This window comes from Vibrio sp. LaRot3, from assembly GCF_027587025.1.
In the GTDB taxonomy this organism is placed as follows: Bacteria; Pseudomonadota; Gammaproteobacteria; order Enterobacterales; family Vibrionaceae; genus Vibrio.
Genome location: NZ_JAPPTI010000003.1, coordinates 1 through 12031, shown reverse-complemented (window position 1 = coordinate 12031; position 12031 = coordinate 1). Strand labels below are relative to the sequence as shown.

The window sequence follows — 12031 nt, the reverse complement described above, 5'->3', positions numbered from 1 at the left end:
TTATGGCAACCCTAAAAGCAGAACATTTAGCGAAAAGCTATAAGAATCGCAAAGTCGTTTCTGACGTGAGCTTACAAGTCGAATCTGGTCAAATTGTAGGCTTACTTGGCCCAAATGGTGCGGGTAAGACCACATCTTTCTACATGATTGTTGGTTTAGTCGCCCGTGATGAAGGTACCATCAGCATTGATGGTCAAGATATCAGTATCTTACCGATGCACAGTCGTTCACGTATGGGTATCGGCTATTTGCCACAAGAAGCGTCTATCTTCCGCAAACTGTCGGTGCAAGACAACATCATGGCAGTACTCGAAACTCGCGAAGAACTGACTCGTGAACAGCGCCAAGACAAGCTAGAAGATTTGTTGGAAGAATTCCACATTCAGCACATTCGTGAAAGTGCCGGTATGGCACTATCAGGTGGTGAACGTCGTCGTGTAGAGATTGCACGCGCATTGGCAGCAAACCCGCAGTTCATTTTATTGGATGAACCATTTGCCGGTGTTGACCCTATCTCAGTTATCGATATTAAGAAAATTATTGAACACTTGAGAGACCGCGGCCTCGGTGTTTTGATCACCGACCACAACGTTCGTGAAACACTGGATGTGTGTGAGAAAGCATACATTGTTAGCCAAGGACACCTAATCGCAGAAGGAACGCCGGAAGACGTGCTCAACAACGAGCAAGTAAAACAAGTTTATCTCGGTGAGCAATTCCGTCTATGATTAAAAGAAAGTCTGTAGCACTTAAAAAGGCACGTATTACTGAATGAAACCCTCATTACAACTCAAGCTAGGACAGCAGTTGGCGATGACGCCTCAGTTACAACAAGCGATTCGTTTGTTGCAGCTGTCTACGTTAGATCTTCAACAAGAAATCCAAGATGCCTTGGATTCGAACCCTCTTCTCGAAGTAGAAGAAGGCCATGAAGATGCCGCCGTGAGTGAAGAGAAACCAGTAAACGAAGAAAAAGAGCCGAGTGTTGAAGTCAGCGAACCTGAGGTTTCTGACAGTTCAGAGCTGATTGAAAAATCTGAAATTAGCTCTGAGTTAGAAATTGATACCACATGGGATGATGTCTACAGCGCTAACAGTGGCAGCACAGGTCTCGCGCTTGACGATGATGCGCCTATTTATCAAGGTGAAACCACTCAATCGCTGCAAGATTATTTAATTTGGCAGTTAGACCTAACTCCATTTAGTGAAACCGACCGTACCATCGCGATGGCTCTGATTGATGCTATCGACGACTACGGCTATCTGACGGTTTCCACTCAAGACATTTTAGAAAGTTTTGATAACGAAGAAATTGAACTCGATGAAATCGAAGCGGTTCGCAAACGAGTTCAACAGTTTGATCCGCTCGGTGTCGCATCAAACAACTTGCAAGATTGTCTATTGCTACAACTTGCAACCTTCCCTGAAGATACCCCATGGCTTAACGAAGCAAAGTTGATCTTGACGGATCATATCGATCAGCTTGGTAACCGCGATTACAAGCTCATCATTAAAGAAACCAAGCTAAAAGAAGCCGACCTGCGAGAAGTGTTGAAACTAATTCAACAACTTGATCCTCGCCCTGGTAGCCGTATCTCGGAAGAGCACGCAGAGTACGTGATTCCTGACGTTTCTGTGTTTAAAGATCATGGAAAGTGGGTGGTAACCATCAACCCAGATTCCATCCCTAGACTTAAAGTCAATCAACAATATGCCGCACTTGGTAAAGGCAATAGCGCCGACAGCCAGTACATTCGCTCCAATTTGCAAGAGGCAAAATGGCTAATTAAGAGCCTAGAGAGTAGAAACGAGACGCTGCTCAAAGTTGCCAAGTGTATTGTTGAACATCAACGAGATTTCTTTGAGTATGGCGAAGAGGCAATGAAGCCTATGGTACTCAATGATGTCGCGTTGGCTGTGGATATGCATGAATCAACCATTTCTCGTGTTACTACGCAGAAGTACATGCACACTCCACGCGGTATATTTGAATTGAAGTATTTCTTCTCCAGCCATGTCAGTACCGATAATGGCGGAGAATGTTCATCGACTGCAATCCGCGCTTTAATTAAAAAGCTTGTTGCTGCTGAAAACAGTGCGAAGCCACTCAGTGACAGCAAGATTGCAGCTCTACTCGCTGACCAAGGGATTCAGGTAGCTAGACGAACAATAGCCAAATACCGAGAGTCGCTAGGCATTGCCCCTTCAAGTCAGCGCAAACGCCTGCTTTAAGGCAACAACCGAGAAGGAAAGTCTATGCAAATCAATATTCAAGGCCATCACGTTGATCTAACCGATTCAATGCAAGACTACGTAAACGAAAAGTTTCAAAAACTTGAGCGGTTCTTTGACCATATCAACAATGTCCAAGTGGTATTAAAAGTTGAAAAACTCCGTCAAATCGCTGAAGCTACCCTTCACATCAATCAAGGCGAAATTCATGCATCTGCAGATGAAGAAAGCATGTATGCCGCTATCGACTCTCTAACCGACAAACTTGTTAGACAGCTGAACAAGCACAAAGAAAAACTACACAGTCATTAACCATGCAACTTAGCGAAATCCTATCTTTGGACTGCACCAAAAGTGCAGTCCAATGTACAAGTAAAAAACGCGCCCTAGAAATGATCAGCGAGATCGTCGCAGAACAAACCGGGCAAAACTCCACTGAACTGTTTGAATGTATGCTTAGCCGTGAAAAGATGGGCAGTACTGGCATTGGAAATGGAATAGCCATTCCCCATGCTCGTATGCACTCAAGCGATCAAGCCGTGGCGGTATTACTTCAATGCGAAAGCCCGATTGAATTCGATGCGATTGATAATCGACCGGTCGATCTTCTATTCGCGTTACTTGTGCCAGATGCACAATGCAAAGAACACCTCAAAACTCTTTCAAGTATGGCTGAACGTCTTAACGACAAACAGATCCTCAAACAACTTCGTAAAGCTGAGTCAGACCAAGAGCTTTACGACATCATGATCAACAGGTAATCACCTCATGCGATTAATAGTGGTAAGTGGCCAATCTGGCGCTGGTAAAAGTGTCGCACTGCGTGTGCTTGAAGATCTTGGCTACTACTGCGTTGATAACTTGCCAGTCAACCTGCTCAACGTGTTTGTTCAGTCGGTTCAAGGCAGTAAACAGAACGTAGCGGTAAGTATCGATATTCGTAATCTTCCGGAAGAACCAACGCTGGTTGAAGATGTTTTGCAGAAACTCAAGCAAGATACTGACGTAAGCGTGCTATTCCTTGATGCGAATAAAGAGACGTTACTTAAACGCTACAGCGAAACTCGACGCATTCACCCACTTTCTCGCACCGAAGAAAGCACCTCATTAGAGCAAGCGATTGAGAAAGAAAAGACCATTCTTTCTCCACTAAAAGAACACGCTGACTTAATCATCGACAGTAGTAACCAATCTCTACACGAGCTTAGTGAAACCGTGCGCCGTCGTGTTGAAGGCCGCGAGCGTAAAGATTTAGTGATGGTATTCCAATCTTTTGGCTTTAAATACGGACTGCCAAGTGATGCTGATTATGTGTTTGATGTGCGTTTCTTACCTAATCCGCACTGGGAGCCAGATTTGCGCCCATTGACGGGCTTAGATGCACCAATCAAGTCTTTCTTGGAAAGCCACCCAGAAGTCATGGAACTTAAGCAACAAGTGCTTAAATTCATTGAATGTTGGTTGCCATCATTAGAGAAGAATAATCGTAGTTATCTGACCGTTGCGATTGGCTGCACTGGCGGTAAACACCGCTCTGTGTACTTAACCCAGCAATTAGGCGAATATTTCGCTGAACTTGGTCATCAAGTTCAAATCAGACACACCTCACTTGAGAAAAATCTAAAGGATTAATCGATGCAGCAACAGAGCAAAACCGTCCTGATTCAAAACCGTTTAGGGCTACATGCTCGTGCTGCCGTTAAACTGGTTGAACTTGCCCAATCCTTCGATGCCATCCTGACAATTGAAAATCATGAAGGGAAAACCGCAACCGCAGATAGCGTCATGGGTCTATTGATGCTGGAGTCGGCTCAAGGAGAGTATGTCACCATCCAAGCCGAAGGCAGCAATGCATCTCAAGCACTAGAAGCCGTTTGCCAACTGATCGAACACAAATTTGATGAAGATGAATAGCAGTTCGCGAAAATATATCGAACGTTCAATTCTCTAGCTGCGAAATAAAACCGTATCTTCACCCACTATTCCAGCACATATCACCACCAGCATGGGTACGATCCCTCACTCTCACGATTTATTTTTCCTCCCTTCACATTAACTTATTAAACTCGATCTAAAATTAAGTTACTATTCAACGCATTGTAAGCAGATAGAGTTAGGGGGAATAAATGGCAGAGCAAATAGAATTCGACCAAGCTCACCAAGCCCTCCAAGAAATCACAGAAGCTCTAGAAAATGGTCGTTTCGTCCATGTCCGTCGTCAGCTACAAGACATGGAACCGGAAGATATCGCCCACCTGCTAGAAGCCTCTCCGCGTAAAAGCCGTGAAGTCCTGTGGCAACTTACCGACCCGGAAGATTATGGTGAAATCCTCGATGAGCTAAACGAGGATGTAAAAGACGATCTCGTTGCCAAAATGGCGCCCGAGAAACTCGCAGAAGCAACCGAAGGTATGGATACCGATGACGTTGCTTACGTACTACGTAGCTTACCTGACGACGTCTCCCGTGAAGTCCTTTCACAAATGGACAGCGCCGACCGTCTGCGCGTAGAAACCGCCCTATCTTACCCAGAAGATACCGCTGGTAGTATCATGAACACCGACGTTATCACTATTCGTGGTGACGTAGATGTGGACGTGGTATTGCGTTACTTACGTATGAAGGGTGAACTGCCAGAAAACACCGATGCACTTTATGTCATCGACGATGAAGACCGACTGATTGGTGAGATCTCTTTAACCACCATTTTAACCACTCAGCCAGATGTCAAAGTTGCCGATGTAATGGAAGATGCCGACGAAGCGATTGAAGTTGCAATGAGTGACTCTGACGTCGCAAGTCTATTCGAACGTCGTAATTGGGTCTCTGCGCCGGTCATTGATGAGAATCAGCACCTTGTTGGCCGTATCACCATCGATGACGTGGTAGACGTTATCCGTGAAGATGCCGAACACTCAATGATGAGTATGGCGGGTATGGATGATGACGAAGATACCTTCGCACCGGTCGTAAAATCAGCTCGTAAACGTAGTGTTTGGCTCGGTGCTAATGTGCTGGCAGCTCTGGCTGCTGCATCAGTGTCCAATATGTTTGAGGCGACATTAGATCAAATGGCCGCGATTGCAGTACTTATGACAATCGTACCTTCAATGGGTGGTGTTGCCGGTAACCAAACCGTTGCACTGGTTATTCGTGGCTTAGCTCTCGGTCACATCGGTGATTCAAACAAACGTGAACTGTTAATGAAAGAAGCCGCAATCGGCTTTCTCAATGGCATTATGTGGGCATTGATTATTGGCGGTATCGTTGTGGCTTGGAAAGGCAATTGGATGCTAGGCGGCATTATCTCAGCAGCCATGCTCACCAACCTGTTAGTCGCCGGTGTTGCTGGGGTAACGATTCCAATTCTACTCAAGAAGATGAACATTGACCCTGCCTTAGCTGGCGGAATGGCCCTAACGACAGTGACCGATGTTATTGGTCTGTCAGTCTTCTTAGGTTTGGCTACCATTCTAATTTAGTCTTTTTCAGACCTACCAACAAACAAAAAGCGCTGTCATGACAGCGCTTTTTAGTATTGATAAACCGACCGATTAATTCATATTCGGTCCAAGCCATTTCTCTGCTTCAAGCATGTCCCAGCCTTTTCTGTCAGCATAGCTCTCAGCCTGATCTTGCTGGATCTGTGCGATAGCAAAGTAACGAGAGTCAGGATGCGAGAAATACCAGCCAGAAACCGATGCCCCCGGCCACATGGCGTAACTCGTCGTCAAAGACATCTCAATGGTTTCTTCTACTTGAAGAAGCTCCCATAGCGGGCCTTTCTCGGTATGTTCAGGACATGCAGGATAGCCCGGAGCAGGACGAATGCCTTGGTACTTCTCACGAATTAAATCATCGTTAGATAAATTCTCATCCGCAGAATAACCCCAAATTTCTTTACGTACTTTCTCATGTAAATATTCAGCGAACGCTTCTGCAAGACGATCGGCCACCGCCTGAATCATAATTGCATTATAGTCATCGCCGTTAGCCTTATACTCGTCAGCCAGTTCGCGTTCACCAATACCACCGGTTACAGCAAATGCGCCAATCCAATCCTTCTTACCGGATTCTTTTGGAGCAATGTAATCAGACAAGCAGTAGTTAAAGCCTTTTGGTTTCTCAGTTTGCTGACGCAAGTTGTGCAGCACCTTAGCGACTGTCGTGCGAGATTCATCGGTATAAACTTCAATATCATCCCCCACAGAAGCGGCAGGGAACAACGCACACATACCGCGCGCTTTCAGCAAGCCTTCGTTCTCAACTCGATCTAACAAATCATTCGCATCTTTGAATAAACGCTGAGCTTCTTCACCCACTTCTTCATGCTGCAAAATAGCTGGGTATTTCCCTACCAGCGACCAAGTCATGAAGAACGGCGTCCAATCGATATAATTACGTAGCGTTGCTACATCAAAATCATCAAATACATGGACACCCGGCTTTGCTGGCACTGGTGGCGTGTAGTTTTGCCAATCAATCGCCACCTTGTTTGCACGCGCTTGTTCCAGAGTCACTGGCTTAGTGCGCGGCTTCTTACGGTTATGCTGATCGCGCACGCGTACATAATCCGCATCAAGCTTTTCAACAAAAGCAGGACGCAGTTCATCAGACAGTAATGAAGTACATACACCAACTGCGCGAGAAGCATTGTTCACATACACCACTGGGTGTTTGTAGTTTTGTTCAATCTTAACCGCAGTATGAGCTTTGGAAGTGGTAGCACCACCAATCAATAATGGCAGTTCAAAGTCCAGACGCTCCATCTCTTTCGCGACATGAACCATTTCATCCAAAGAAGGGGTAATCAAACCTGACAGGCCGATAATATCGACGTTCTCTTCTTTAGCGACTTTCAGTATCTGTTCACAAGGCACCATGACACCTAAATCGATGATCTCGTAGTTATTACATTGCAATACAACACCCACAATGTTCTTACCGATGTCATGCACGTCACCTTTAACGGTTGCGAGTAAAATTTTGCCGTTTGAACTGCCCGCTTGTTTTGAGGCATTGATATACGGTTCAAGGTGGGCAACCGCCTGCTTCATAACACGAGCCGACTTCACCACCTGAGGTAAGAACATCTTACCTTCACCAAATAAATCACCTACGACGTTCATGCCGTCCATAAGAGGGCCTTCAATCACCTCTAATGGCTTAGAAGCATTAACTCGAGCCTCTTCTGTATCTTCAACGATAAATTCAGTAATGCCTTTAACTAGAGCATGCTCTAAGCGTTTCTCTACTGACCAAGTGCGCCATTCTTGTGCAGAAGCATCTTCTTCTTTACCAACGCCTTTACCGGCGTATTCAGCGGCAATATCCAGCAATCGCTCGGTACCATCATCACGTCGGTTAAGTACTACATCCTCAACCGCCTCACGCAGCTTTTCCGGTACGTTATCGTATACCTCTAGCTGACCAGCATTAACGATACCCATATCCATACCGTTCTTGAAACAGTGGTAAAGGAATACCGCGTGAATCGCTTCACGAACATAGTTATTACCACGGAAAGAGAAAGAAACGTTCGATACACCACCCGAGATCATCGCATGAGGTAAGTCACGCTTGATATCAGCTACCGCTTCAATGAAGTCCACCGCGTAGTTATTGTGCTCTTCAATACCTGTCGCTACGGCAAAGATGTTCGGGTCAAAAATAATGTCTTCTGGTGGGAAGCCAATCTCATCCACTAGGATGTTGTAGGCATTAGTACAGATTTCTAGCTTACGCTCTCGCGTTTCCGCTTGGCCCACTTCATCAAAGGCCATCACGATAACTGCGGCGCCATAGCGACGAATCAGCTTCGCTTGCTCAACAAACTTCTCTTTGCCTTCTTTCAAAGAGATTGAGTTCACGATGCCTTTGCCCTGAATACACTTCAGACCAGCTTCAATGACTTCCCACTTAGAAGAGTCGACCATGATCGGCACTTTAGATATCTCAGGCTCTGAGGCACAAAGATTCAGAAAACGCACCATACACGCTTCCGCATCAATCATGCCTTCATCCATGTTGATATCGATGATCTGCGCGCCATTCTCAACTTGCTGGCGAGCAACATCTAGCGCTTCTTCGTAAAGTTCTTCTTTGATAAGACGCTTAAAACGAGCCGAGCCCGTTACGTTAGTTCGTTCACCAACGTTTAGGAATAAAGTCTCTTTTTCGATGGTCAATGGCTCAAGGCCAGACAGGCGACATGCTACGGTTAGCTCAGGCAACACGCGAGGCGTAATACCTTCAACGGCCATTGCCATGTGGCGGATATGCTCTGGCGTAGTACCACAACAGCCACCAATCAGGTTTAAGAATCCACTTTGCGCCCACTCTTTAACATGTTCCGCCATGTCTTCAGGCGAGAGGTCATACTCACCAAAGGCATTCGGCAAGCCTGCGTTTGGGTGAGTAGAAACATAGCTTTCTGAAATACGGGAAAGCTCTTCCACATAAGGGCGTAATTCATCTGGGCCCAACGCACAGTTCAAACCAAATGAAATAGGATTTACGTGACGTAGTGAGTTATAGAAAGCTTCGGTTGTTTGACCAGAAAGCGTTCGTCCTGACGCATCGGTGATGGTACCGGAGATCATCACCGGTAAGTAATTATCAAGCTCTTCAAATACGGTCTCTACAGCAAACGCACACGCTTTTGCATTCAAAGTATCAAAGATGGTTTCGATAAGAATAAGATCAGAGCCCCCCTTAATTAGGGCACGGGTCGATTCAGAATAAGCTTCAACAAGTTCATCGAAGCTGACATTTCGATAGCCAGGATCGTTTACATCTGGCGAGATAGAACATGTGCGGTTAGTTGGGCCTAATACACCTGCGACATAACGTGGTCGGTCTGGTGTTTTTGCTGTCCATTCATCGGCAGCTTGACGCGCTAACTTTGCCGCTTCAAAGTTAATTTCTTCACTCAGGCTTTCCATGTCATAGTCAGCCATTGCGATAGTAGTCGCGTTAAAGGTGTTGGTTTCTAGGATATCCGCACCTGCTTCTAAATAAGCTAAATGGATATCTTTAATCATCTTTGGCTGAGTTAGCACCAACAGATCGTTATTACCTTTTAAATCGCAATGCCAGTCAGCGAAACGCTCACCACGGTAGTCATTCTCTTCTAGCTTGTAGTCCTGAATCATGGTGCCCATACCACCATCGATCAGCATAATACGTTGTGCTAGCTGAGATTCTATCTGTTGTCTTAACTTGCTTCCCACAATACAGCCTCATTATTCCTTTAATTATCTCTCCATCCTATCACAGAATAAAAAGGTGTCTAGACGTCTAAAACAACTAAATCTCTGACATGATACCAACAAAATAATGTTTGCTATTTATCCACTCTAGGCACAAAATTCTTATTCACAATTTGTTACATAAGAGTTTTCTCATGTCGGTCTATTACACGCTTTGCTTCCTTTCTGCAGCAGCCATGCTAATTGCCTTTGTAAACAGCAAAATAGGTAAAATGCAGACCACAATTGCCATCACTGGTGGCTCAATGATGTTATCACTCCTGATCTTAATTGCAGGCCAAAACGACTGGTTTCAATTAACGGAGATTGCGACAGAAACTGTCGCCAGCATCAACTTCGAAGATTTCTTACTCAAAGGTATCCTTGGCTTCCTACTCTTTGCTGGCGGGCTTGGGATCAAACTACCAAACCTAAAAGACCAGAAATGGGAAATTACAGTTCTGGCGCTAGGGGCGACACTTTTTTCAACCTTCTTCATTGGCTTCGTCCTCTACGGATTCTGCCAGGTGATTGGTATCCAATTTGATTTGGTTTACTGCCTGCTGTTTGGTGCGCTTATTTCACCAACCGACCCAATTGCGGTTCTCGCGATTGTGAAAAAGCTCGATGCTCCACGTCGAATCTCAACCCAAATCGAAGGGGAGTCACTCTTTAACGATGGCTTTGGCCTAGTTATCTTCGTCACTCTATATACTATCGCCTTTGGCACTGAAGCGCCGACAGTAGGTAGCGTCTCCATGCTGTTCGTTCAAGAAGCGATTGGTGGCATCGCTTACGGCTTTGCGCTTGGCCTGCTCTTCCACTATTTGATTAGTGCGACCGATGACCACTCAATGGAGCTATTACTGACCATTGGCATTCCAACCGCCGGTTATGCATTTGCAGAAATCATCCATGTATCTGGCCCATTAGCCATGGTCGTGTCGGGTATTATGATTGGTAACTGGACACGCTTTATTGGCTTTTCAAAAGAGAGTGAAGATCACCTCGACCATTTCTGGGAACTGATCGATGAGTTTCTCAATGGTGTGCTGTTCTTGTTAATTGGTATGTCGATGCTATTGTTCGAATTCCACCAAGAAGACTTTATCTTAATGGCGTTTGCGGTGCCTATCGTTCTGGCGGCACGTTACCTTAGCGTCGCGCTTTCCTACGTCGGCTTTAAGCGTTATCGCAGTTACAACCCTTGGTCAGTTCGAATCCTCACTTGGGGCGGACTACGCGGCGGATTAGCGTTAGCGATGGCACTATCTATTCCTGCCGGAATTTGGGTTATTCCGGATAAGCTTATCGACGTGAAAGAGATCATCTTGGTCATGACCTATTCCGTCGTGGTTTTCTCGATTCTAATCCAAGGTTCGACCATTACGCCTATGATCGAAAAAGCCAAGCAAGCAGAAAAACCGCTACAGCTTTAAACCCATATAATTCACATAAAACGAAGGCAGCCAATTGGCTGCCTTTTTAGTCTCTATCATCTCAGCTTTCGGCCTACGATAGTCTTTAAACTCGTTAGCTTTTAGTTCTCTCTGGAATCGCTTTAAGTTTATTTTGCTGCTTGTACGCTTTGCGCAGCTTAACCGATGCGATACCAATAATAGCAGTAGCTAGAGTAATGACCGGGGCAGCCATTAATCCCATCGTCACGATACGACTTAAGTGCTCAGGAAGCTGAGGTAATAGCATCCCCAACGAGCATAGTAATAAGGTCCATAGAATGGCGCTAAACCATGAGAAATAATGAAACTTCGCTACCTTGTTCGCTCTCATACCCATCATGAGGGGTAATAGCGAACGAACCACAGGAACAAAGCGTGCGCAGAACAGAGCAACCAGACCATGTTTGCCAAGTAACACGTCAACCTGCTGCATTCGATTACTTGGGACTGCGCTAACCCAACGCTGAACAACTGGTAATCGATTCAACCAATGACCTTGCCCATAAGCAGCCCAGCTACCTAATGCTGCACAGCTAATGATGATCGCCAATAAAAGAAACGGATCAAGTACACCAACCGCTGCAAGCGTACCCGATAAAACAACCACACTATCGCACGGGAAAGGGGCAGCAGGAATAAAGCCACTCTCTAAGAAAATCAAACCACCGACTACGCAATAAACAAGAACAGCGCTACCGGGTGACATCAAAGCGGTGAAGTCTTGTTGCCAAAGCGCGATAAGAACAGAGTAGATAGACTCTAACATTGCTAACCCCAAACCAATCCCTAAAGGACTCGGAATATTTTTATACTGATAGGGTTTTATCCCTAGTATGGGTTTGGTTCAACTAGCAAGATCTATCGTTAGGATTAAAGAATAAGAGGCAGAAAATAAGATGAATAATTAGGATCTTACAGATACGAAAAAGCCCTAGCATTTCTGCCGGGACGCGTAGTCTAGGGCTTTGTCTTGAGATAAATGACTGACGGTGGGGATACCTAGTCCGAGGCTGCGGGCAACCGGCTCGTTCCTGAAAGAGATATTTGATACGTGTAAACGACAAAACCCAGTCCGAAGACTGGGTTTTA

10 protein-coding genes are annotated in these 12031 nt (G+C 45.5%); 8 read left to right on the top strand and 2 right to left on the bottom strand.

Going from position 1 to position 12031, the window contains the following annotated elements:
• The first annotated feature begins 2 nt into the window (after window positions 1-2).
• From lptB to mgtE, 7 genes are all read left to right on the top strand, one after another.
• A complete protein-coding gene (gene lptB, locus OH461_RS08960) occupies window positions 3-728 on the top strand; it encodes an LPS export ABC transporter ATP-binding protein (RefSeq protein WP_270020304.1) in 726 nt (241 codons plus the stop codon).
• 43 nt (window positions 729-771) lie between these two features.
• Window positions 772-2232, top strand: coding sequence for an RNA polymerase factor sigma-54 (locus tag OH461_RS08955; protein WP_270020303.1), 1461 nt, complete (start codon window positions 772-774; stop codon window positions 2230-2232).
• A gap of 24 nt (window positions 2233-2256) precedes the next feature.
• A complete protein-coding gene (hpf, locus tag OH461_RS08950; RefSeq protein WP_270020302.1) occupies window positions 2257-2544 on the top strand; it encodes a ribosome hibernation promoting factor in 288 nt (95 codons plus the stop codon).
• 2 nt (window positions 2545-2546) lie between these two features.
• Window positions 2547-2993, top strand: coding sequence for a PTS IIA-like nitrogen regulatory protein PtsN (gene ptsN / locus OH461_RS08945; RefSeq protein WP_260261569.1), 447 nt, complete (start codon window positions 2547-2549; stop codon window positions 2991-2993).
• A gap of 7 nt (window positions 2994-3000) precedes the next feature.
• Window positions 3001-3864 (top strand): RNase adapter RapZ, encoded by an 864-nt coding sequence (gene rapZ, locus OH461_RS08940; protein ID WP_270020301.1) that lies wholly within the window; start codon window positions 3001-3003, stop codon window positions 3862-3864.
• Window positions 3865-3867: 3 nt separating this feature from the next.
• Window positions 3868-4146: an HPr family phosphocarrier protein gene (locus tag OH461_RS08935; protein WP_270020300.1), complete on the top strand. Its 279-nt coding sequence runs from the start codon at window positions 3868-3870 to the stop codon at window positions 4144-4146.
• A 212-nt stretch (window positions 4147-4358) separates the two neighbouring features.
• Complete coding sequence (mgtE, locus tag OH461_RS08930; RefSeq protein ID WP_270020299.1) at window positions 4359-5714, top strand: magnesium transporter; 1356 nt, start codon at window positions 4359-4361, stop codon at window positions 5712-5714.
• 72 nt (window positions 5715-5786) lie between these two features.
• On the opposite strand, the gene metH is transcribed toward mgtE, so the two are convergent.
• A complete protein-coding gene (gene metH / locus OH461_RS08925) occupies window positions 5787-9464 on the bottom strand; it encodes a methionine synthase (protein ID WP_270020298.1) in 3678 nt (1225 codons plus the stop codon).
• Between the two features lie 173 nt (window positions 9465-9637).
• On the opposite strand from metH, the gene OH461_RS08920 reads away from it, so the two are divergent.
• Window positions 9638-10921, top strand: a complete 1284-nt coding sequence (locus tag OH461_RS08920) for a cation:proton antiporter (RefSeq protein WP_270020297.1) — start codon at window positions 9638-9640, stop codon at window positions 10919-10921.
• Window positions 10922-11015: 94 nt separating this feature from the next.
• Here the strand turns inward: OH461_RS08920 and OH461_RS08915 are convergent, their stop codons facing one another.
• Window positions 11016-11708, bottom strand: a complete 693-nt coding sequence (locus tag OH461_RS08915; RefSeq protein WP_270020296.1) for a DedA family protein — start codon at window positions 11706-11708, stop codon at window positions 11016-11018.
• Between the last annotated feature and the right edge of the window lie 323 nt (window positions 11709-12031).

Coding starts and splice junctions, on each gene's coding strand:
- lptB (WP_270020304.1), top strand. CDS start 3: ATGGCAACCCTAAAAGCAGAACATTTAGCGAAAAGCTATAAGAATCGC.
- OH461_RS08955 (WP_270020303.1), top strand. CDS start 772: ATGAAACCCTCATTACAACTCAAGCTAGGACAGCAGTTGGCGATGACG.
- hpf (WP_270020302.1), top strand. CDS start 2,257: ATGCAAATCAATATTCAAGGCCATCACGTTGATCTAACCGATTCAATG.
- ptsN (WP_260261569.1), top strand. CDS start 2,547: ATGCAACTTAGCGAAATCCTATCTTTGGACTGCACCAAAAGTGCAGTC.
- rapZ (WP_270020301.1), top strand. CDS start 3,001: ATGCGATTAATAGTGGTAAGTGGCCAATCTGGCGCTGGTAAAAGTGTC.
- OH461_RS08935 (WP_270020300.1), top strand. CDS start 3,868: ATGCAGCAACAGAGCAAAACCGTCCTGATTCAAAACCGTTTAGGGCTA.
- mgtE (WP_270020299.1), top strand. CDS start 4,359: ATGGCAGAGCAAATAGAATTCGACCAAGCTCACCAAGCCCTCCAAGAA.
- OH461_RS08920 (WP_270020297.1), top strand. CDS start 9,638: ATGTCGGTCTATTACACGCTTTGCTTCCTTTCTGCAGCAGCCATGCTA.
- OH461_RS08915 (WP_270020296.1), bottom strand. CDS start 11,708: ATGTTAGAGTCTATCTACTCTGTTCTTATCGCGCTTTGGCAACAAGAC.